The sequence below is a fragment of the Mesorhizobium sp. INR15 genome, assembly GCF_015500075.1.
GTDB lineage: Bacteria > Pseudomonadota > Alphaproteobacteria > Rhizobiales > Rhizobiaceae > Mesorhizobium.
This window is the reverse complement of record NZ_CP045496.1, coordinates 3,018,371-3,040,391: the sequence shown is the minus strand read 5'-3', so window position 1 is coordinate 3,040,391 and position 22,021 is coordinate 3,018,371. Positions and strand designations below refer to the sequence as shown.

Annotated in this window: 20 protein-coding genes; 9 read left to right on the top strand and 11 right to left on the bottom strand. The window is 63.5% G+C overall.

All coding sequences use genetic code 11. The features are described 5' to 3' along the window. Positions 1-25: 25 nt before the first annotated feature. The gene (locus tag GA829_RS14735) at positions 26-1,147 is read right to left on the bottom strand and encodes a CobW family GTP-binding protein (RefSeq protein ID WP_195179187.1); all 1,122 of its coding nucleotides are present in this window, start codon (positions 1,145-1,147) and stop codon (positions 26-28) included. Then, complete coding sequence (locus tag GA829_RS14730; RefSeq protein ID WP_195179186.1) at positions 1,134-2,798, bottom strand: amidohydrolase; 1,665 nt, start codon at positions 2,796-2,798, stop codon at positions 1,134-1,136. Before GA829_RS14730 ends, GA829_RS14735 begins: the two co-directional genes overlap by 14 nt. Before the next feature lie 227 nt (positions 2,799-3,025). On the opposite strand from GA829_RS14730, the gene GA829_RS14725 reads away from it, so the two are divergent. Together GA829_RS14725 and GA829_RS14720 are read left to right on the top strand one after the other, a co-directional pair. Then, positions 3,026-3,802: an IclR family transcriptional regulator gene (locus GA829_RS14725; protein WP_195179185.1), complete on the top strand. Its 777-nt coding sequence runs from the start codon at positions 3,026-3,028 to the stop codon at positions 3,800-3,802. Between the two features lie 70 nt (positions 3,803-3,872). After that, positions 3,873-4,826: a helix-turn-helix domain-containing protein gene (locus GA829_RS14720; RefSeq protein ID WP_195179184.1), complete on the top strand. Its 954-nt coding sequence runs from the start codon at positions 3,873-3,875 to the stop codon at positions 4,824-4,826. 439 nt (positions 4,827-5,265) lie between these two features. Here GA829_RS14720 and GA829_RS14715 read toward each other — a convergent pair whose 3' ends face one another. Next, the gene (locus GA829_RS14715) at positions 5,266-6,153 is read right to left on the bottom strand and encodes an SDR family oxidoreductase (protein WP_195179183.1); all 888 of its coding nucleotides are present in this window, start codon (positions 6,151-6,153) and stop codon (positions 5,266-5,268) included. A gap of 99 nt (positions 6,154-6,252) precedes the next feature. Continuing rightward, a complete protein-coding gene (locus GA829_RS14710) occupies positions 6,253-7,245 on the bottom strand; it encodes an SDR family NAD(P)-dependent oxidoreductase (protein WP_195179182.1) in 993 nt (330 codons plus the stop codon). Between the two features lie 120 nt (positions 7,246-7,365). On the opposite strand from GA829_RS14710, the gene GA829_RS14705 reads away from it, so the two are divergent. Beyond that, on the top strand, positions 7,366-7,998 hold the full coding sequence (locus tag GA829_RS14705; protein ID WP_195179181.1) for a TetR/AcrR family transcriptional regulator: 633 nt from the start codon (positions 7,366-7,368) through the stop codon (positions 7,996-7,998). A gap of 186 nt (positions 7,999-8,184) precedes the next feature. Here the strand turns inward: GA829_RS14705 and GA829_RS36690 are convergent, their stop codons facing one another. Next, the gene (locus GA829_RS36690) at positions 8,185-8,640 is read right to left on the bottom strand and encodes a hypothetical protein (protein ID WP_258052294.1); all 456 of its coding nucleotides are present in this window, start codon (positions 8,638-8,640) and stop codon (positions 8,185-8,187) included. Positions 8,641-8,727: 87 nt separating this feature from the next. On the opposite strand from GA829_RS36690, the gene GA829_RS14695 reads away from it, so the two are divergent. The 3 genes from GA829_RS14695 (at position 8,728) to GA829_RS14685 (ending at position 11,467) form a co-directional block, all read left to right on the top strand. Next, on the top strand, positions 8,728-9,822 hold the full coding sequence (locus GA829_RS14695; protein WP_195179180.1) for an HAF repeat-containing protein: 1,095 nt from the start codon (positions 8,728-8,730) through the stop codon (positions 9,820-9,822). Positions 9,823-10,104: 282 nt separating this feature from the next. Next, positions 10,105-11,091 carry a methyltransferase gene (locus tag GA829_RS14690; RefSeq protein ID WP_195179179.1) on the top strand — a complete coding sequence of 329 codons (987 nt, stop codon included), beginning with the start codon at positions 10,105-10,107 and terminating at the stop codon, positions 11,089-11,091. Between the two features lie 142 nt (positions 11,092-11,233). After that, positions 11,234-11,467 carry a hypothetical protein gene (locus GA829_RS14685; protein WP_195179178.1) on the top strand — a complete coding sequence of 78 codons (234 nt, stop codon included), beginning with the start codon at positions 11,234-11,236 and terminating at the stop codon, positions 11,465-11,467. A gap of 153 nt (positions 11,468-11,620) precedes the next feature. Here GA829_RS14685 and GA829_RS14680 read toward each other — a convergent pair whose 3' ends face one another. Both GA829_RS14680 and GA829_RS14675 read right to left on the bottom strand, forming a co-directional pair. Beyond that, positions 11,621-14,134 carry a CoA transferase gene (locus GA829_RS14680; RefSeq protein WP_195179177.1) on the bottom strand — a complete coding sequence of 838 codons (2,514 nt, stop codon included), beginning with the start codon at positions 14,132-14,134 and terminating at the stop codon, positions 11,621-11,623. 25 nt (positions 14,135-14,159) lie between these two features. Beyond that, positions 14,160-15,857 carry a GMC family oxidoreductase gene (locus tag GA829_RS14675; protein ID WP_195179176.1) on the bottom strand — a complete coding sequence of 566 codons (1,698 nt, stop codon included), beginning with the start codon at positions 15,855-15,857 and terminating at the stop codon, positions 14,160-14,162. A 182-nt stretch (positions 15,858-16,039) separates the two neighbouring features. Here GA829_RS14675 and GA829_RS14670 point away from each other — a divergent pair, with 182 nt between their 5' ends. Then, a complete protein-coding gene (locus GA829_RS14670; protein WP_195179175.1) occupies positions 16,040-17,005 on the top strand; it encodes a LysR family transcriptional regulator in 966 nt (321 codons plus the stop codon). A 77-nt stretch (positions 17,006-17,082) separates the two neighbouring features. Here the strand turns inward: GA829_RS14670 and GA829_RS14665 are convergent, their stop codons facing one another. The 4 genes from GA829_RS14665 to GA829_RS14650 form a co-directional block, all read right to left on the bottom strand. After that, on the bottom strand, positions 17,083-17,709 hold the full coding sequence (locus GA829_RS14665) for a dihydrofolate reductase family protein (RefSeq protein WP_195179174.1): 627 nt from the start codon (positions 17,707-17,709) through the stop codon (positions 17,083-17,085). Further along, the gene (locus GA829_RS14660) at positions 17,709-18,215 is read right to left on the bottom strand and encodes an SRPBCC family protein (RefSeq protein WP_195179173.1); all 507 of its coding nucleotides are present in this window, start codon (positions 18,213-18,215) and stop codon (positions 17,709-17,711) included. The genes GA829_RS14665 and GA829_RS14660 overlap by 1 nt, the downstream gene beginning before the upstream one ends. A gap of 3 nt (positions 18,216-18,218) precedes the next feature. Further along, positions 18,219-18,560 (bottom strand): ArsR/SmtB family transcription factor, encoded by a 342-nt coding sequence (locus GA829_RS14655; RefSeq protein WP_195179172.1) that lies wholly within the window; start codon positions 18,558-18,560, stop codon positions 18,219-18,221. A gap of 93 nt (positions 18,561-18,653) precedes the next feature. Continuing rightward, a complete protein-coding gene (locus GA829_RS14650; protein ID WP_258052339.1) occupies positions 18,654-19,961 on the bottom strand; it encodes an MFS transporter in 1,308 nt (435 codons plus the stop codon). A gap of 188 nt (positions 19,962-20,149) precedes the next feature. Here GA829_RS14650 and GA829_RS14645 point away from each other — a divergent pair, with 188 nt between their 5' ends. After that, the gene (locus GA829_RS14645) at positions 20,150-21,037 is read left to right on the top strand and encodes a LysR family transcriptional regulator (RefSeq protein ID WP_195179170.1); all 888 of its coding nucleotides are present in this window, start codon (positions 20,150-20,152) and stop codon (positions 21,035-21,037) included. A gap of 136 nt (positions 21,038-21,173) precedes the next feature. After that, positions 21,174-21,929, top strand: coding sequence for a bestrophin-like domain (locus tag GA829_RS14640; RefSeq protein ID WP_195179169.1), 756 nt, complete (start codon positions 21,174-21,176; stop codon positions 21,927-21,929). The last annotated feature ends 92 nt before the right edge of the window (positions 21,930-22,021 follow it).

Here is a 22,021-nt window from a genome sequence, read left to right as displayed (position 1 = left end):
CTGTTTTTTCTGTTGCGTTTCATGGTCATGCGGCGTGGCGCACCGGCGCGCCGATACTGGCTGCGTCGATGGCCGCGAATTTTGTCAGCGTGCGCGCGATCGTCTCCCTTGGAATGTCGCGCACGATAAAGACCAGCCGCGTGCGCCGGTCCGCCGACGGCCAGGCATCGAGCCGGACAGGCGGATGGAAGACATGCTGCACGCCATGCAGGACGAGCGGCCGTTCCGGCTCCTCCGTCACATGCACCAGCCCCTTGAGCCGCAGCAGGTCCTCGCCCTTGAGCGCCGCGACATAGTCGAGCCAGCGCGCGAAGGCCGCCCATTCGATCGGCTCATCGATGACGAAACTGTAGGACTGGATGCCGTGATGATGATGGCCGCCTGCCTGATGGCCCCCTTCGTGATGGTCATGGCCGAGATGGCCATGGTCATGATCGCAGTGCGGCCCGCATTCATGCCCGTGGCCGGCACCCGCCATCTCCAGCCAGCCGGCGATCCGGTCCGCTGTGGCGCCAAGATGCTGATTGTCGAGGATGTCGAAATCCGCCTCGCCATTCTGCGCCCGGCTTTGCCGCGCCGTCGGCGCCAGCGCTGCCAGCCGACGCTCCAGGTCAGCCAGGCTGTCCGCCGGGACCAGATCGGCCTTGGTGATCAAAAGCCGGTCGGCGACCGCGACCTGCTTGGCTGCTTCGGCATGGCGCTCAAGCGTCGCCGGACCGTTGGCCGCATCGACCGTGGTGACGACGCCGGCGACAAAGTAGCGGCCAGCGAGTTCCGGCTCGGCCATCAGCGTATGCAGGATGGGAGCGGGATCGGCGAGACCCGTCGTCTCGATGACGACATGCGTGATGTCAGGCACCTCGCCGCTCCTGCCGCGCAGGTCGAGCGCCTTCAGCGTTGCCACCAGGTCGCCGCGCACCGTGCAGCAGACGCAGCCATTGTCGAGAAGCGTGAATTGCTCCTCGCTCGCCTCGATCAGCAGATGGTCGAGCCCGATGGCGCCGAACTCGTTGATGATGACGGCGGCGCCCACCAGCGACGGCCGGCGCAGCAGCCGGTTGAGCACCGTGGTCTTGCCCGAACCGAGGAAGCCGGTGAGGATGGTCACCGGAACCGATGCGCGCGGCAGCGGTTCAGGTCCGCTCATAGACGACCCTCCCCTCGAACCAGGTGGTCATCACCTTGGTATCGGCGATCTCGTCGGCCGGCGTTTCCAGCACGTTGCGGTCGAGCTTGATGAAGTCGGCCGACTTGCCGATCTCGATCGAGCCGACCCTGTCGGCAAGGCCGATGGCGCGGGCCGAGTTGATGGTGAAGATTTCGAGCGCCGTAGCGACATCGATCGCCTGTTCCGGCCACAGCGCGACACCGGCGAATTCGCCGCTCGGGTTGCGCCGTGTCACCAGGCCCTCGATGCCGTTCCACGGATCGGGGTTGGGCATGACCGGCCAGTCGGAGCCGCCGGCCAGCAGCGCGCCGGCGGCCAGCAGATCCTTGTTTGGCCAGAAGCGCAGCGCGCGCGCCTCGCCCATCGTCTGCTTGTGGCCTTCGAGGAAGCTGGTCGGATACCACAGGAACGGCGACAGGTCGGCGGCCACGCCAAGCTCGGCGAAGCGGGCGATGTCTTCAGGCGCGATGTAGCTGGCATGGGCGATGTGATGCACGAGCTTGGTCGGCCCGTTGAAGGAGCGCACGACATCGATGGCATCGAGCGCCTGGCTGACGGCGGCGTCGCCGGCGCAATGGATCTTGACGCCAAGGCCGAGCTTTTCGCATTTGCCCACCCAGCGGATCAGGTCCGGCACGGTGACGATGGTCGAGCCACGGAAGCAGCAGCCGACGATCGGATCCTCGGTATAGGGCTCATGGAAGGCGGCGGTGCGGGCGCCCGGCACGCCATCGAGGAACACCTTGACGAAATCGGGCCTGGCATGGGCGCTGCGATACTGGTCGCGCAGCGCGATCAGCTCGTCGCCGGCAATGCCGAACATGAAGGACGGCTCGACGGCCGGCATCGCCGACACCGACCAGGCCGTCAACTCGCCGCGATCATCGAGCCCCTTCAGCGCCGCGAGGATAGGCTGCATGGCGGCGGCATCGAGAAAGGCGGTGACGCCGTAGGAATTGAGCGTCGAGATCGCCTGCGCCATAGCCGCGCGGTCCATCTCCTCGGTATAGTGGCCGGACAGCGCGATGGTGCTCTCGACGATGCCGGCGGCGGATTCGATCATCATGCCGGTCGGCGCGCCAGTCGCCGGGTCGCGGCCGATCGAGCCCTTTTCCGGGTCCGGCGTGGCGGCGGAAACGCCGGCCAGCCGCAACGCTTCCGAATTGATCCAGCGGTTGTGGTAGGTATCGTCGCGCAGCATCACCGGGCGGCCCTGGCTGACCTTGTCGAGCGCGGCCAGTGCCTCCAGCGTGTTCAGCTTCGGCAACAGGTCGCTGCCCCACTGCCCGCCGATGATCCATGAACCTTGCGGCGCCTTGGCGGCCGCCTCGCCGATACGCTCGAGCAATGCCTTGAAACGCGCCGTCGGCGAGAAGCGCAGTTCGAACAGTTCGGCCTGGCCGCCCATCATCAGATGTGCGTGCACGTCGACAATGCCCGGCATCAGCATGGCGCCCTTGAGATCGACGACCTCGGTCGATGGCCCGGTCAGCCCGGCAACGGCATCGGCGCCACCGACCGCCACGATGCGCCCGCCCTTGACGGCGACCGACGAGGCCCATGGCCGTTCGCGATCCAGCGTGTAGATGCGGCCATTGCTCAGAACCAGGTCGGCACTTCTGTCAGGCATTCGTTTCTCTCCTCCCTCGCCACCAGTGGCACCGCGCCAACCGGTCCGGCGACTTCGCCAATCCGCCCCGCGCCGCCTTGCCGGCCCGCGAGACCAAATCCGCACTATTTTCAGGTTCCCATTCGGTTCATCATATGAACCAGTGTTTTATATGTTATAGACAGACTGCAAGGCGCGCGCGTCGCTGTCAAGTTAATTCACACGCTAAGTATCTCGGAAAGTCTGCGATGAGCACGGTTGGCAAGGCGGTTGCGCTGCTGGAACATTTCACGCTGAAGGAGCCGGAAATCGGCCTGTCCGAACTTGCCCGCAAGGCCGGCCTCGACAAGGCGACCGCCAGGCGGCTGCTGATGGCGCTGGCCGAGCATCGGCTGATCGAACAGGAGCCGCAAAGCCGCCGCTACCGCCTTGGCGCCGGCCTGTCGCGGCTGGCCCGCATGCGCGATGCGCATCTGCCTTTCGTGCGCGTCGCCGCCCCCATGGTGCGCGACCTGGCGCTGGAAACCGGCGAGACCGTGCATCTGTGCGAATTCAGTGCCGGCGCCCTGCTGACGGTGCATGTCGAGCTTTCAGCCCGGGCCAACCGCGTCAATGTCGATGTCGGCCAGGTGCTGCCGCTGCATGGCACGGCATCGGGCATCGCCTTCCTCGCCTTCTCGCGCCCGGAAACCGTGGAAGCCTATTTCGGCAAGCCGCTGGCCGCCTTCACCCCGCACACGATGACGACGCGCGACAAGGTGATGACGGCGGTGCAACTGGCGGCAACGCGCGGCTATTCGCGCAGCGCCCAGGGCTATGAGGAAGGCGTGCACTCGATCGCCGCACCGATTCTCGGCTCCGACGGTTTTCCCCTGGGAACGCTGGCCGTGGCCTCGCCCGTGTCGCGCGTCGACGACACGACCGCCGACCGGCAGGGGCAAGCCGCACGGCAGGCCAGCGCCAGGATTTCCACCCATCTCACCGGCGAACAATGGCATGCATCTGTGCCGTTGCGGCAGAGATAATTATCATGTTAAGTTCCTGTCGGCCGCAAGCCCGCGACAAGACGGGAGGTTTCTTTGGAGGAGGAGACACATGCACGCTTCCGCCCATCATGTCAGCATCGCCGACGGCGAAGCTTTCCTGTCGACATCGCGCCTGTTGTTCGGCCCGATCACGCAGCGCTTCTCGCGCGGCACGGTGCCGTCGATCCCGCAACTGGTTTCGGTCAATCTCGGCGCCTGCCGCCTTTCGGAGATCAAGGCCAACTCGCATCTGGTCGTCAACGACCGGCTGTTCTGGCGCAGCTTCGACCCGGACGCGATCAAGATCCTGATGCAGCTGAGGGGCCGCAGCCGTTTCGAGCAGCAGCAGGTCGCCGTCGATCTCGGCCCGCAATCGGCGATCATCTATGACCCTGTGCGCAGCTATTCCCTGCAGAACCTCTCGGATGTCGACCAGCTGATCCTGCAGGTGCCGCGCTCGACCTTCGGCGACGAAACGCTCGCCCGCCTCGCCGCCCCCTTGCCCCTGCCCGGCAATGACGACAGCCTCACCCACATCGTCTCCGGCCTGATGCAGATGGCCATCGGCGAAGCGCACAGGCTGGACGAGGCCGGCAGCCGGCGGGTCGGCGAAAGCCTGATCCAGCTGGTCAACGGCCTGATCCAGGCCAAGCCCATGGCGCCCGAATTCCGCCGCTCGCCGCTGGAGGCGCTGCGCGAGCGCATCGTCGCCTATATCGACGCCAACCTGGCGCGCAGCACTCTGTCAGCCGAGGAGATCGCCCGCCACATGGGCTGCTCGCGCCGCTACCTGCACCGCGCCTTCGAAGGCGAAGGCGCGACGCTGGAACGCTTCGTCTGGGATCGCCGGCTGGAGCGCAGCAAGGAAGAGCTCCTGTCCCCCGCCCGCGCCTCGGCCTCGATCTCCGAAATCGCCTTTGCCTGCGGCTTCAACTCCAGCGCCCATTTCTCGCGCGCCTTCAAGAGCAAGTATGACGTAGCGCCGAGGGAGTTGCGCGACAGGATGCGGGCGGTGGTGCATTGAGGGAGACGCGGCGTGAATGGATACTTTGCGCCTTATATCGGACCTTCATCTCAGATTTGCGGCGGCTTAACAGTCTTATGAGGTCTGTTCGAAGCTTGGTGGAGCGTTATTAGCACAATAGAAAGCCGCACTTAGTTTCCGTACACAACAGCCTATAAAGCCGTTTTTCCCCGTTGCTCGCGCGGGGTGTCCGGAAAACGGTCATTTTCCGGACATTGGCATCTCAGCGAATTCGACATCTAAGAAACTGGCGCTAATTCGTGTGGAAAAAAGGCGGATGGATACAATTGGCATCGACCTCACGGCAGCTAAAAGTCCAAAACACCAAGCGCACAGCGGATTGGCGTCGAGTCACATGGGCGGTTGCAGAACAACGGGATGATGCGGGAGCAGGTCGCTCCAGCTAGGGCGCGTTTTTCCGCCGGAAAATAAACGCGCCCTACACGTAATTTTGTCGCTGCATTCCAGGTTGGGGAGTTGTGATGGTCATCGGCCTCCACTGGAGCAGTGCTACCGAATAAGCTGCGACATGGAGAGACATTGAAGACCGTCCGCGACGCAGCTTGCAGTCGATGATGCCTTCAGAGTTGTGACCAACCCCATCGACCGGAATCTCAAGGCCGGTCGTGAAGGTCGCGTCGAACGCGAGGAAGAGGACGGCCTTCGCGATCTCCTCCGAGGTCCCGAAGCGCTTCATCGGGATGATGCCGAGTGTGTGCCCCTTCACGTGGGCCCGCATCTCCTCCGTGGAAAACACCTTTTCGAGGATGCCAGTGTCGATGGGACCGGGCGACACCGCGTTGACGCGGATGTCTTGGGGAAGAAGCTCAACGGCAAGCACCCGGGCGAAGGATCGCAGCGCAGCCTTGGCGGCTCCGTATGTCGCCTGGCCGGGCAGTCCCTTGACGTTGGCGACAGAGGTCGTGAGGACGACTGAGCCACCCCGATTAATTAGCGGCGCGAGCTTCTGGACCGCGAAAAACGGTCCCTTGGCGTTGAGGTTGAACATCTCGTCGTAGATGGCCTCTGTCACGTTCGCGACAGGCGTTGGAGTGCTGAACCCGGCGTTGACGAAAAGCAGGTCGATGGTGCCGAACTCAGTCTTCACCTGAGCGACGAGTGAGTCGATGTCGGTCAACGACCGCGCGTCGCTCGAAACCACGATGACGTCGTTCCCAAGCTCTTTCCGCGCCGATTCAAGGCCCGCCTGCGAGCGACCCGTCACCAAGACCCGCGCGCCCCCATCGAGGAGCATCTTCGCTGTCGCAAGCCCCATGCCGCTCGTACCGCCGATAATCACTACTTTTTTATCTTGGTATCGTTCCATGCGCACTCTCCTTGCGACGCCAGGGGCGTTTGGTTATTTTTGAACTTATTTGTATGATAATGAGGCGCAGAGACGACGGTCAAAAATATTTTGAACTATTTAGTACAAAATTTTGTTAGGATCGTGTGGACGCAAGGGTGCTGGGTTAGACGAGTCGACGCCGGAGACCTTGACCACGGCCTGCCACGCGGCTTCCTGGCTGGCGCGATCGTAGAGGTGTGCCTGGCGCTGCACCTCCATTGGGCCTGAGAACTTCCCTTGAGCCGAGGCGAAGAATTGCCCTGAGACGTCGGTTCCGAACTCCGAAGCCTGGAGATACCGACGGGCCGCGGTCTCCGGCGTCTGATTCATGCCGGGAATGAGGTTCACGATTGGAATCATCAGGTACTTCAACAACGGGCCAGCGTTTCGCGCCACCTTGGTGTCGTTCGACGCACCGGGCGAGACAGCGTACACGGCCATGCCGGAGGGTAGCCTGCGCGCCAGCGCCGCGACCCACCAAGCGATGATGAGCTTCGCGTCGGCATAAGCATTGTTGGGCGCGTACTTCACGTTCGGCCCGTTGCGAATCAGGGCTTCAACAGCGGCGGTTCGGTTACCCTGGTAACTCTTGGCCGCGAAGGCTGGCAGGTCGGTGTACTTGAACATGGGTACGCCCCCGCGGGCAGGCTCCGCGCTGGTGATAACAATGCGCGCGTTGGGGCTAAGAAGGTCGGCGCGAAGCAATCCGACAGTCAGTTGGTGATGGCCGATCAGCGGGGCCTGAGAAGCCTCAACGCCCGCCGCAGTAATCACGCGCTTCTTGGTTGGGACCAATCCGGCATTGAGCAGCAGGAAATCGACCGCCCGACCTTGTTTGACCAGCTCGGCGAGCGCGGACTGGACGCTGGCCGGCGTGTCCATCTCCAGCTCCAGCGGCGTGAATATCTCTCTTTTGGTTTCCGCTGCGAGTTGAGCCGCCGCCTCCTTGGCCCGAGCCAGGCTGCGACCGGTGATCATGATCTCGCCCCAGCCCTTTTCGGCAAGAGAGCGGGCTGCTGCATAACCGAGCCCGGAGGTGGCGCCGGTGACGAGTGCTATCGAATGTTTCATGGGCGGCTCCTTGGTGAAGGTTAAGGGAGAAGGAGTCCCAGCGTAGGGCCGCCTTGTCATTTTTGAACTGTTCGATTATATATTTGTGCAAAGATCGGGGTCAAGGAGTTTAGAACTAAAATGTTTCAAAATACTGAGAGGCCTCGTGGACGCCCCCGTAACTTCGACGAGAGGGACGCGCTGGAAAAGGCGACCCGGGTGTTCCGGTCGAAAGGCTACGACGGAGTGACGATTGACGATCTCGTCGAAGGTATGGGGGTGGGACGGCCAAGCCTGTATTCCGTCTTCGGCGACAAGCGGACGATATTCTTGCGTGTCCTTCGGGCGTACGCTGAAGCGAAGGGTGCTCGCGCTGCCAAGGCGCTCTTCTCGCCGACGACTCTTCGCGATTCGCTCGGCGGCTTCCTGAGGCACGCCGTGGAAAGTGCGACCGATGAAGGATCAGCCCCGGGGTGTCTTCTGGTGTGCGTTGCGCCGCTCGTTGACGATGCCGAGGTCCGGCAGTTCCTGCAGGACGCCGTGGCTGGCGGCATGGCGCTAGTTGAACGGCGCTTCTACGACGCGATCAGCGCGGGAGAGGTACCGTCTGACTTTCCGGTATCCGCGCGCGCGAGCCAGGTCCTCGACCTGTCGCGCGGTCTGACAATGCGTGCGCAGATGGGCATGCCGCGCAAGAGGCTACTGAAAGACGCCGAGGAAGCGGCCGACTTGGTGCTGTTGCCGCGGCGTGGAAATGCGGCGCCAGAGGGTTAATGTCGCGCTTCATGAGCCATTGATTTTATTCGAGAGTATCCCACTCTCCGGGGTCACCATAACCTTTGAAATCATTGAGAAAAATATGCCAGGGCTCACAGTTGGCCCACGCCGGGCCCACGGCTCCCGATGGCAACAAGAAAAGGGCGCTCGAAAGCGCCTCCTCATCCTGCCCTCGGTTCTTCGTCAGCGGACGATCCGCAAATTGGTCCGACTCTTCATTTGATCTCGCTTGTCTTCACCCCGGTTGATTGCACGCGCGATGTCGACGGCGATGCGCTTCTTGTTGGCTTCGCGCACATATTCGTCGGTCACAGTCATCGAAGAATGCGCCATTGCCTCCGAATGCACAGCTCTTGTCAAAAATGGACTGGATGACCGCGCCTGTGTGTCCGGAAAAGTCGAGCTTAAATCAGCTACCGCCGAGGTGAAGATCGCGCTCGGAAACACTATGTCTCGCGTCGCCTGCAGACCGATCACATTGATCTGTATCAGATTCACCGCCCGGGGCCGGACACGGACATCGCTGCTCCACCTCCAGAATTCCGCATCGGTGGCCCCCGAGCAGCGATCGTGGAACAGCCGATCAACATGGCGGCAGACTGCGCCGGTGCGGTTCACTAGCCGCTCAAGCGCCAGCATTGTATGGTGCAAGGGCGGCCGCCAAAGCCGGCTGAAGCTTTTCCTTCTGGGAGGCGGGGCATGCCAATGACGGACTATTGCGCACCGATGCTGCTGTTTTTCGCTCTCGGGGTCGCGGGCGCGATGTCGGGCTGTTCGGGCGGACCGCCGCCGCCGGTCACCTTCACCCTGACGGACCTTGGCACGCTCGACGGAACCGAAAGCTATGCCTGCGCGGTCAATGACGGCGGCCAGGTCGCCGGCTACGCCACCACGAAGGACAATGGTTCCGACGCGGCGGGATCGCGGCCACCGGGCAGCAGCCCGAACGTCCACACCGTCAAGTGGACCGGGAAGGCCGTCGTCGACCTAGGTGCGATTGGAGGAGCCCCCGGTTGTTCCCAGGGCATCAACGATGCCGGGCAAGTGGCCGGCTATTCCCGCGTCGCGGGCACAACCAACGTCCATGCAACGCTTTGGAACGGCACGGCCCCGACCGACCTCGGCACTGTCGCCGGCAACATCAGCATCGCCGTGGGCATCAATGCCAAGGGTGAGGTGGCCGGAGATTCGACAATCGGTGACACGCGCCTCGAACACGCCGCGCTCTGGAGCGGCGGCACCGCGACCGATCTCGGCACCCTTGGTGGACGCACCAGCACAGCCACCGCCATCAACGACAGCGGTTCGGTGGTCGGGTTTGCGGACATGACCGGCGACTTTAAGATCCATGCGGCGCTCTGGAAGGGAGGGGCTCCAATCGACCTCGGCACTCTCTCCGGCGGCGACTATAGCTTTGCCATGGCCATCAACAATCGCGGCGTGGTTGCCGGCTATTCCATGCTCTACGCGAATACGGAAACCCATGCGGCCGTGTGGGTCGGCTCGAAAATCGTCGATCTGCGTGCGCTTGGCGGCGAGTTCAGCACGGCGCTCGGGATCAACGATGTGGGCCTCGTGGTCGGAGACGCGGCGCTCAAGGGCAATTCGCCAACTCACGCCGCCCTGTGGATCGGGACGGCGATCTACGACCTCAACGATCTGTTGGACTCCAGCGGTCGCGGCTGGACGCTCTTCGAAGCGCGAGACATCAATTCGAGCGGCCAGATCGTCGGGAATGGCCGCTCGCCGTCGGGGGAGCCGCACGGATTTCTGCTAACGCCGACAAAACCCATTCCGCTTCCGGCGAAACACAAGCCGTAGAACGCGGCCCCGCTTGTCGCGTCGAGTGTGGACGACGTACCCAATAGCGTTGGTGACGGTCGTTCGCCTGACCTGCCGGTCGGCTCGAACGGCGCTGCTGCGCCTCACGCCGCCGTTCGAGGCGGTGATGGCCAATCTCGCAAGCCGAGGTTCGGTCAGCTTCTGTCAGGATCATTCGCCACGCCAACATGCCGGTCTTCACTTTCCGCGGGGCGGAGGCTCTAATCCCGCTTCAAAGGCGGTCCTGGATCGCGGAGCGTCGGATCGCGGAGGTGATGTCACATGGTGGATTCCAGCCGGATCGACAATCTGATCGCCGTGGTGCCGACCGCCCTGGCGCTTCGCGCCGGGCTGGACCTTGGCATCTTCACCCGGCTCGGCGACAGCGCGGCGACGGCCGACAGCCTTGGCGCCAAGCTCAACATCGAGCCTGACCGTCTGGCGCGGCTCCTCTACGCGCTCGCCAGCATCGGCCTCCTCGACGTCAAGGATGGTCAGTTTCGCAACGGTGCCGAAGCGTCGGCTTTCCTCGACGCGTCGAAGCCGGCCTATCGCGGCGGCGATCACAAGCTCCTGCGTGAACTCTGGAGCGCCGACCTGCTGACAGCGGAGACGCTGCGCCAGAACCGGCCGGCAGCGCTGCACGATTTTTCCGAAGCAGGCCCCGAGGAAGCGGCCGCGTTCAGCCGCATGCTGGCGCCGGGCGGAGTAATTTTCGGCCGGCATCTGGCTGAGGTGATGGACCTCTCCGCGATCGGTTCGGTGATCGACATCGGCGGGGGCGCCGGGACCATTCTCGTCGGGCTTCGCGAGCGGTGGCCGCACCTGGCCGCAACGCTGATGGAACTGCAGACGGTCGCGGCGGCTGCGCCGGCCATTCTCTCGGAATACGGTGCCGGTGACGTGGTCGTCGAAGTGGGCGACATAACCGTCGCGCCATCGACCGGCCGGCACGATCTGGCGATCCTGAAGGCCGTCGTCCAGGTCCTCCCGCCGGACCAGGCGCGCGGTTCGATCCTGAACGCGGCGCGCTGCCTCGCACCAGGAGGCGAGATCGCGATTGCTGGGTGGGGTGTCGTCGATGACGACCGCCTTGGTCCACCCGAGGGTGTCTTTTTGAACCTCACCTTCCTGAACCTCTATCGCCACGGCGAATCCTACACCGAGGGCCAGTATCGCGCATGGATGACCGAGGCTGGCTTCAGGGATATCTCGAGGTCGCGCCTGAAGGACGGCTGCACATTGTTTCGTGCGCGCCTCGCGGGCTGATCGCGGCTGGTTTCGGACGCAAGGTCCTAAGCCGCTCCGACGGGCACCAAAACCGGGGCACCATGGACTGACCGCCTCCTCGGTATTGCGAAGCCGCGAATCTGTGCTAAGCCGCCGCCCAATCAACAAAAGGACGACACCTGTGAGCGAACTGACCGTGGCCGCGGCGACCGAAAGCATCTATGCCTCGCTTCAGGCGGACAATGCCGACATCGACGCTCATATCGCGGCGTTGAAGGCGGCGCTGGCGCGAGAGGGCATGAAGGAGGCGGTGTTCGACCCGACCAAGCTTGCGCAGAACAACCGCCAGGGCCGCAAATTCATGCAGGCCTATTTTCGCAAGCGCGGCGTCAGCGTGAGTTTCTCGGAGCAGTAGAACCCCGCGCAGCCGGTCCCCCCTTTGCTCGACTGGTCCGAGCGGTTTGCCAACTTGAGTTGGGACCGACGAAGCTGATGGCGGAGATTGCACCACCTTCAGCCGTTCGCCGGTTATGACTTTCAGGCTGCGTTTGATCGCTGTTAGCGAAGCCTAATCTGGCAAATAGGCGGCACTCCAGGAAGCACTGGCGGCACCCGAGTCCAGCATCCTGTCGATTTCAGCGTCATCATAGCCGACTGAGGCGAGGACGGCGCGGGTCGACGCGCCGTATTTCTCGGCCGGGGCGAGAGCGCGGACCTTTCCCCGGCTGGGCCGGACAGCGAAAGGATCCAACTGGGTCACCACGTGGCCGCTTGGATGGTCCGGGAAGATCGAGAAAGAATAGCTGCCACATTCGATACCGGGCTTCCCATCCGCCATTCTCGCACCGCGGCTTCGGATCGTCTCGATGTTGTCGCAGAGCGAAGCACCGATGTCGGCGTCGACCAGGCGCTGCTGCCAGGTCTCCGCTGATTCCGTCATGAACGCCCTGGTCAGATGGGTTTTCCGGTCAGGCTTTGGTATCGAAGCCAGTCCGCTCAGGCCGCTGACCCTCTCGAACCGTGGCAGGTCGGCTTCGCCAGCACAGAGCAGGATCGAACCGCCGGCTGCCGTTTCGTAAAGTCTGGACAACGCATCGAAGCCTTTTGTCTCGCGGCCCGCCGGCTCGTCAAACGGTTGACGGCCCGCATAGTCGTAGCAGAACGGAATCTGCGCCAGGCCGGTCAGCGCCGACAGCGACGTGCGTGGCCTCCCGACAATGCCGGTCGTCGATTTCTGGTAAAGCGCGGTGGCCACGCCGAGAGCCGCGCCAAAGCCGCACATGACATCGATGGTGCCGACATGGGCGTGTTCTTCCGGCGTCCGCATCGATCCGCCAAACCGCAGCATGATGCCGGTCGCCGCCTGGACCAGATCGTCATAGCCGAGATAGTTCGTGCGAGGCCCGGCGCGGACGCCGCTGAAGCAATCGAGTTGGCAGAAGATTGCCTGAGGATTGAGAGCCTTTATGCTCTCGAGATCGAGCCCCATGACATCGACCTGGCGGTCGGTGGCATTCCAGACAACGACGTCAACCGACTTCACCAGTCTCTCGAATGCCTCGCGCCCGTCGGCGCTGCCAATGTCCAGCAGCGCGGATTTCTTGCCGCGCATATGGGACATGCCGAAAATCACGGTATTCCAGCAATCGTAGAACGGCTTTGCCGGATCGACCTTGATCACCTCCGCGCCGAATCGCGCCAGGTAAGCGGCCGAGTGCGGGCCGGCAATGACGTTGCAGAGATCGAGAACCCTGATTCCGTCCAGCCAGCCGGCGGATGCATCCGTGGCCGGAGCAGGCAAAAGCGGACCTGTCACGTCCGCCAGCCTCGCCAGTGCCTCGTCGACGGTTCCCCAACAGCGCGGCGTTGGGCTCAACATGGCCTCGCCACTTTCCTGCAGCCACACCATCGGCCCCGGCTGGATCATACGGCCCAGCACGGGATCCTCGACCTCGATCATCAAGCCGGCGGCCTTGGCATGATCGTCGGCGATCCATTCCCGCAGCCAGCGCTGCGGCGCTCCCGGAAACAGTCCTTCACCGAAGATCCGTTCCCATTCCGCTGCCGGGCGTGTCAAGAAAACCGCCTTCATCCGCGCGGCGATCTTGTCCGCCCAGAATTTCGGCAGCGGATAGACGCCAAGCGACACGTCCGACGACCATTCGGAGACGGGAAGATAGGTGTCGTCTTCCTCGCGTAGTCCCTCACCCACGAGTTCATCGTAAAGGCCGAGGGTCCGCAGGCAGCGTTTGGCGTGGTTCTTGTGGCTAGGGCAGACGACATAAAACATGCGGCCGTCGCGGCACATGTAGCTGCGATAGAAAGGATCGAGGAACTCCTGCAAATCACCGTAGGACATGTCCATCGGCAGGCCTTCGCGACGGCGCCGCTCGATTTCACGCTCGCGCTGCGTCTGGTAGCGAAGCGGATAGTCTTCGATCTCTATGGAATTGTAGGACAGGCCCTCCATCACCGCGCAGGCGAGCGGCACCTCGATATGGTCTCCGTGGCCGGTGCGCTGGCGGCTTTGAAGAGCCAGAACGGCGGCGGAAGCCGCAAGCATGGTGCCATAGGCGGAGGCCAGCGGCAGCGGCGAGAAGGATGGATTGATCCCCATGAGCACCCGGTTCAAACCCATGTCGGTGAAGACGCCGGACGAGGCGGCGATGACAGTCTCGAAGGCCCGCCAGTCGCGGCGCAGCTGATCGTTCGAGGCAAAACCGGGGATCGACAGCGTGACCAGTTCCGGGCGGGCTTTTCGCAGCGCCGCGAAGTCCATGCCGAGCCGGGCCAGGACACCGGGCCTGAAATTCTCGATGACGATGTCCGCCTCCGCGACAAGCGCCCTGGCCTGTTCCAGGCCCAAGGCGGTTTTCAGATCGATGGTGACGATCATTTTGTTGCGGTTGAGGACCGCATTGGCGGGATTGTCCCAGAGCGGGCCCGAGGGTGGATCGACATGCACGACGGTCGCGCCGAGATCGCCAAGGATCATCGCCACCGCGGGGCCGGCGATATACTGGCCGAAGTCGAGGACCCTGATGCCCGACAGCGGCAACACTGAGCGCGAGATCGATGTCATGTGGGTGATCCTCCCCGCGCTTTCTTCAGTGTCCGCCTTGCCGCGCGTCGGCGATGATCCAGCGCGCCGCCTTTTCGGCGATCATCATGGTTGGAGCACTGGTGTTGCCGCTGGTGATCGTCGGCATCACACTGGCGTCGGCGACACGCAGACCATCGATGCCGCGCACGCGCAGCCGGCTGTCGAGGACAGCCATCACGTCGTCTTTTCCGCCCATCCTGGCGGTTCCCACGGGATGGAAAATCGTGTTTGCGATGTCGCCCGCGAGTTTGGCCAGATCCTCGTCACTCTGGAATTCGATGCCGGGCTTCCATTCGACGGGATTGTATCTGGCAAGGGCCGGCTGGGCGACGACCGACCTGACCTGCCGGATGCTGTCGGCGGCGATCTTGCGGTCCTCCTCGGTGCTCAGATAGTTGGGCGCTATGGCAGGCACCTCGCCGCGCCGTCCGGAACGAACCCGCACATTGCCGCGGCTGGTCGGATTGAGGTTGCACACGCTGGCGGTAAAGGCCGGGACAGAATGCAGCGGTTCGCCGAAAGCATCGAGGCTGAGCGGCTGAACGTGATATTCGAGATTGGGATGCGTCTGGCCAGGATCAGAGCGGGTGAACGCGCCGAGCTGTGATGGCGACATGCTCATCGGGCCGCTGCGCTTCAAGGCATATTCCAGCCCGATCATGGCCTTGCCGACAAGACTGTTGGCGAGCGTGTTGAGCGTCTTGGCGTTGGTGACCTTGAAGACAGTGCGGATTTGCAGGTGGTCCTGCAGATTTTCTCCAACGCCGGGGAGATCGAGTTCGACATCGATGCCGGCACGCTTCAGAAGCGCCGCCGGGCCGATGCCCGAGAGCTGCAACAGCTGCGGCGAACCTATGGCTCCTGCCGCCAGGATGACCTCGCTGCGGGCCTCGACCGACACCGGTTGGTTACGTCTGTGAAGAGACAGCCCGGTGCACCGCTTGCGCCCATCCGGCGCGGTTTCGATGTGGAGCTTGTCAACCTCGGCTTCGGTCCAGACTACCAGATTGCGGCGATGGCGGATCGGCCGCAGGAAGGCTTTCGAGGTGTTCCAGCGCCAGCCGGACTTCTGATTGACCTCGAAATAGCCAACGCCTTCGTTGTCGCTGCTGCTGAAGTCCGGAGAGCGCGGAATGCCCGCCTGAACAGCGGCATCGGTGAATGATTCCAGGATGTCCCATTTGAGGCGCTGCTTTTCGATACGCCATTCGCCGCCATGGCCATGCATGTCCGAGAACCGGCTGTTGTCGCCGGTGACTGGATCGGCGCCGTTGTCGAGGCGATGGTGATCCTCATGCGCCTTGAAGTCCGGCAGCGCGTTTTCCCATGACCATTCGCCATCGCCCGTGACCGCCGCCCAATGATCGTAGTCGCGCGACTGGCCGCGCATATAGATCATCCCATTGATCGACGAGCAGCCGCCGAGCGTCTTGCCTCGGGGATAGCGCAGCGAACGGCCATTGAGGCCCGCCTCGGCCTCGGTTTTGTAAAGCCAGTCGGTACGCGGGTTGCCTATGCAGTAGAGGTAACCCACGGGTATGTGGATCCACGGGTAATTGTCCTTGCGGCCAGCCTCGATCAACAGAACCCGTCTGGCGGGATTTTTGCTCAGGCGGTTGGCAAGCAGGCAGCCGGCCGAGCCGGCGCCGACGATGATATAGTCGAAAATATCGGTATCCGGACGGATGTTCCGTGCTTTCATGGCTTGCGTCTCCCGCTGCCAGCAATGAGCGGACGGGCGCGACCGACGAGGCCAAAACCCCGCCATTCATTATAATTCCGATCAGCCCCTACAAACATGGAAATCCTCCGAGGCCGACATAACGGCTATTCCTGCGCTGAATCCAATGATAAATGCGAGAAAGCATTATAAGGAAAATTTATATGGCGGATCACCTCGATCTGAGGGTGCTGAGAGCTTTCGTCGCCGTGGCGCAGGAAGGCAACGTCACGCGGGCGGCCGAGTTGCTGCATCTCACCCAGCCCGCCATCAGCCTTCAGCTCAAGCGCCTTTCGCTGGACCTCGGCGTGACATTGTTCCAGCGGACGGCGAGCGGGCTTGAAGTGACCCGTGACGGCGCGCTGCTCGCCGCCAAGGGCCAGCAGGTGCTGGCGCTGGCTGCCGAGTTCAGGCAAACCGCCAGACATCTCAATGCGCAGCTGCGCGGCAAACTCAGGATCGGCACGATCATCGACCCTGAATTCACCCGCTTGGGCGCGTTTCTCCAGGCCCTTGCCGAAAGTGGTCCAGGTATGGACACGGAGCTTCGACAAGGCATGAGCGGCGAAGTTGCCGTCAGATTGAAGCGCAATGAACTGGATGTCGGCTTTTTTCTCGGCGACCTCGATGATTTCGGCACCAGCACCAATTCCCTCGATTCCGGATCCGACGCCCAATTCTTTTTCAGGCAATTGTCGCGCCTGACCTATCGCGTCGTGGCGCCGCCTGCCTTCGCCAGCATGGTGGCAGGGCGGGACTGGAAGGAGCTCGCCGAGCTTCCGTGGATCGGCACGCCGCCGGCGTCGGTCCACAATCGGCTGCTCGCAAGGCAATTGGGTGGCCTCAAGCAAAATGTCGTCGCACTCGTGGATCAGGAATCCTCGATGCTGGCGATGGTTCGTACCGGGCTTGGACTAAGCCTTTGCCGGGAATCCATCGCGCTCAACGAACGCCAGGCGAACGGCCTGGTTATCGCCGAAAAGGTCAAGCTGGAGACAAGTCTGAGTCTTGCCTGCCTGCTCGCGCGCCGATCCGATCCAAATGTCTTGCTGGCCTTCGACGTGGTCGACCGGATCTGGCGCGGCGAACATCAATTGACACCGAACTTGCCCCTGACGCCGAGCAAATAGCCCGGCGTTGACGATCAAGCCCTATCGGGTGCTCGGCGCGCAGGTCCGAATGCCCTCAGCCCCTCGGGGCGGCGTTGCTACCGCTTCCGGACCGCGTAGGTCAGGTGAGTCACACGCTGCGTCGGCTCCGAGCGGACCACATCCAGGGCCACGCGGCCCGCGTGCACGCCCTCGAACAGGCGGATTCCGGAGCCGAACAGCACGGGCGCGAGCGCGATCGAAAACTCGTCGATCAGGCCGGCATTCACATATTCCAGGATCATTGCGCCGCCGCCCGCGATGCGAACATCTCGATCGCCGGCGGCCTCGCGGGCTTGGCCGAGCGCGATCTCGATGCCGTCATTCACGAAGTGGAATGTGGTCCCACCCGCCCGCTTCCAGGGAGCACGCTTCTCGTGCGTCACGACGAAGACCGGCGTGTGGAATGGCGCTTCCTCCGGCCACGCCTGTTCGCCGAGCTCGAACAGGCGCTTGCCCATCACGCTGGCGCCAGTGCGCTCGAACGTTTCGCGCACGATGTCATTCTCGCGCCCTTCCTCGCCGCCCTCGCTAAGCTTCAGGTTCTCCCGGAAGAACCGCTGCGGGAATACCCACTGCTGCAGTTCCATCCATTGCGCGGTCCAGCCCGGTTCGCCCATGCGCCCCTCGGGCGCGATGAACCCGTCCAGTGACATCGTCACACTGAAAAACACTTTTCCGGCCATCAGTCCTGAACTCCATTCTGGATGATTTCGGCGACGTAGGCCGCCAGGTTGCTCAAGGTCTGCTGGCCGCCCTCGATCGCGTGGTACTTCTCGACCGCCTGGTCGCGCAGCGCCTTGGTGGGGAACACCGTGTGCATCTCGATCCGGGTCGCCGCGCCGACGGGCGCGAATGTCAGGACCGACTCGAAGGCATTCGGGTCATCGCGGGACTCACCATGCAGCAGCTCGATCCGCTCAGGCGGCGCGATCCTGGTCCAGGAGATCCACTCCTGGTAGTCCGTCCCGTCCGGTCCGTGCATGACGAAGTCCCATACTCCGCCGGCATGGAACTCGAACGACCGCGTGGTGGTGGTGAACCCCTCCGGTCCCCACCATCGCGACAGGTGCCGGACTTCCGTGAACGCCTCGAACACCAGCTCCCGTGGAGCATTGATGACACGGGAAATCACGATCTCCCGGTCCGCGGTCGCTGATTGTGCCAGCGTGTCCGGTCCTGTCGCCACCATCGCTCACTCCTCCTGTCTTTCCTGCTTCAATTCCTGCACATAGGCGTCCAGCCGGTCGAAGCTCTCGTTCCAGAACCGTTCGAACCCGCCGCTCCACTCGTGGACCAGTCGCAATTTTCGGGCGTCAAGGCCGTACAGGCGCTGCTTGCCTGCCTTGCGGTCCCGCACCAGCCCGACCTCCCGCAGCACCCGCAGGTGCTTGGACGCCCCCGGCTGGGTCATGCCCAGATCCTGGGCCAATTCAGTCACTGGCCGCTCACCCGCCCGCAGCAACACCAGGATCTCCCGTCGCCGCGGCTCGGCGATCGCGTTGAAGATGTCCGACGTCGTTGCCGCTCGTGCCATGGGAGCATACATATACCCATATCGGCATATGTCAAGCACTGGCGTCAACGGCGTCGATTCAAGGTTGAAGAACGAGAACGGATCACCATCCCATCAGCCCTTCCCCGCCGCCTCATACCGCGCCCGGCTGAGGCTGACGAAAGCCGAGACCGCAGCGCAAGAGCCGGCCAGGATCAGCGCGAGATTGGGGGCGTTGGCCAGCGGCACGGTTGCGAAGATAAGCGACATTGATATGGCGCCCAGCGTTTGTCCCATCAGCCGTGCCGTGCCTTGCATGGCGCCTGCCGCGCCGCTGCGTGCCTTGGGTGCGGAGAGCAGCAGGATGCGGTTGTTGGGTGTCTGGAACAGCCCAAAACCGGTGCCGGCGATGACCGTGCCTATGAGGAAGGCGATTGCCCTTGGGTCGGGCGGGGTCAGGCCGGCGATCAAGAGGCCGATCGCCAGCAGACCACCGCCGGCAGCGCACAGCCACGCCGTCTTGAAACGGTCGGCCAGCCGCCCCGAGATCGGCGCGATGATGATCGTCGCGATCGGCCATGGCATCATGTAGAGCCCCGCCTGCACCGGCGACATCTGCAACGTGTGCTGCAGGTAGAAGGGCAGCGCCACGTAGCTCAGCATCTGGCCGGTGAAGCAGGCGACCGAGGCGATGACCGCGACCCGGAAGGCAGGCTCGGCCAAAAGATCCGTCGGCACTAAGGGTGCGGCGCTCTTGCGTTCGACGAACAGCAGCGCGGCGAGACACAGGACGGAGCCGCCGATCATGATCGAGCCACTGACCGGCGCGCTGGCGATCCGCTCGGCCCCGGAGAAGAACAGGATGAACATCGCAGTGTTGGCGCCCAGGGCCGCGATGTTGAGCTGCCGCTTCACCCCGTCCATCTGGCCGAGCAGGCCGCCAGCCAGCAAAACGATAATCCCGAGCGGAATGTTGACGGCGAACAGCCACGGCCAGCTGGCGACCGACAGGATGGCGCCGGCAACGCCGGGGCCGGCGGCGGCGGAAATCGCGATGGTCATGGCGTTGAAGCCGATAATGGTTCCAAGTAGCCGCTGCGGCACCGAAACGCGCAGGTTCATCGGCCCGGTAGCCATGATCGCGCCGGCGCCCAGCCCCTGGACGAACCGGGCGGCCACCAGAACAGGCAGGCTGCCGGCGAAGGCGCAGGCCGCCGACGACAGCGTGAACAGCGCGACGCCGAGCAGAAAGACACGCCGCGCGCCGTAAATCTCGCCCAATGCGCCGCAAGGCAAAAGCGCGACAAGCACGGCAAGCTGATAGCTCGAGACCACCCATACCGTACTGCTGGGATCAGCATTGAGCGAAGCCGCGATGGATGGCAGCGCGACATTGGCGATGGCGCCGTCCAGCACGACGAGCACGAGCGCCATCAGCAGCACCCCGACCGCCAGGTGGCGACGGGGCGCCGGCAGGCCGTCATGGGCGGGACTTATCGTTGCGGCTATGGACATGGGAGCCTCACTTGGTTGCTTGTTGCCGCATCGATACCGCTCGCCTGAAGATTGCACCAGACGCAACGCAGGAAACTGACCATTGCGCCTGACGCCTCACCTCGTTAACATCGCGCATGCACGATCTCGACCTGAACCTCCTGGTGGCGCTCGATGCCTTGTTGCGCGAGCGCAGCGTATCGGGTGCCGGCAAGCGGCTTGGCCTCAGCACATCGGCGATGAGCCGCACCCTGTCGCGATTGCGGCTGGCATTGGGCGATCCCATTCTTGTTTCGGCGGGACGCGGCATGGTCGCGACGCCGCATGCCGAAGCGATTGCCGAGGAGGTGCGATCGCTGACATCAGCCGTGCAGGCCGTGCTGCGCCCTTCCCCGGAGATCGATGTCCGCGACGTCAGACGTGACTTCACCATCCGCGCCAATGAAGCCTTCGTGCTGCTTCACGCCGCACGCCTCAGCATCGCCGTCAGCAGTGCCGCGCCCGGGATCCGGCTGCGCTTCGCGCCGAGGCCCGACAAGCGCATCGAGCTGCTGCGCGACGCCATGATCGACCTCGACATCGGCGTGCTTCCGGGCGATGGCGCCGAACTGCGCGGCCAGGCGCTGTTCGAGGATCGCTTTGTCGGCGTGGCGAGGGCCGGACACCCGCTTCTGAAGCGCAAGATAACGGCCGAGCGCTACGCGGCGGCAGGACATGTGGTCTCCTCGCGGCGAGGCGGCATCGTCGAGCCGGTTGACGAAGCGCTGGCCAGGCTCGGCCTGTCGCGAGAGGTCAATCTGGTGGTGCCGAGCTATCCCTCGGTCATCGCGGTCGCCGCCTCATCCGATCTTGTCGGGCTGGTGCCGCGCGCCTACGCGCTGGTGGCGGCAGGCGAGACCCAGATGTTCGAGCTGCCGGTGGCGATCCCCGGCTTCACCATCACGCAGACATGGCATCCGCGCATGGACGCCGACCCCGTGCATCGCTGGCTGCGGGCGCTGATCTTCGAGGCATTCCGGTCGTAGTCATGGCCCCTGGAACGCATGACGGCGTTGACCGCGCGCCAATACACATGCGCCAGCGGCTCAAGACGGCTGCACCGAGGATTAACTGTCACCCCCGGCTGGGATACGATGCCGCGAACGGGGAGAACACGATCCGATGAGTGAGATTGCAGTCGCGGCCATCGTTTTTGTCTGCCTGGTGTTTGCGTCGCTTGGCGCGATCTTCATTTCCTCGATGCTGCCGACGCATCATCGCAGTGACGATACGAACACGATCGTCCGGCTCTTGGCGAACCTCTTCGTCGTGATGACCTCGCTTGTATTCGGCCTGATGATCAATTCGGCCAAGAACACCTATGAGAGCACCGATGACAGCGTCCACTCCTTCGCCACCAACCTGATCCTGCTTGACCGCACCTTGCGCACCTACGGTCTTCTGGCCACTGACGCGCGGTCGCGCCTGGTTGTCTACGTCAGGGAGGGCATCGCCAATCCCGCCCGTGCCGACGACCCTTCGAAGGACAAGCCTGATACCGCCGGCCGCGACCTCGACGCGCTTGGAGACGCGCTTGCGGCGATCACGCCTGCGGATCGCTACCACGAGGCCCTGCTCGTCGATGCCAGGCAGCAGTATCGTCGCCTTGTCGAGCAGCGCTGGGCCATCGTGGAGCAGTCGGAGGGCTCGATACCGATGCCGCTTCTCGCCATGCTGACCGCGTGGATGACGCTGATCTTCGGAAGCTTCGGCTATCGCGCACCCAGGAACGTCATCGTCATCGGCTCGTTTGTCCTGTCCGCCTTGCTCATCGCCGGAGCCTTCTACCTGGTTCTCAGCATGGATGTGCCTTTCTCGGGACTGATCCAGATTTCCGACATGCCGCTTCGCCGCGCGCTTCAGGAGATGGTGCACTGATGCCATCCGGCCTGCCCCAGCCGACAAGGCGCGGTGATGTTGGCTGGGCATGCCGTGCCAAGCTTGCCGGTCGCCGGGTTCCTCAAGCATCT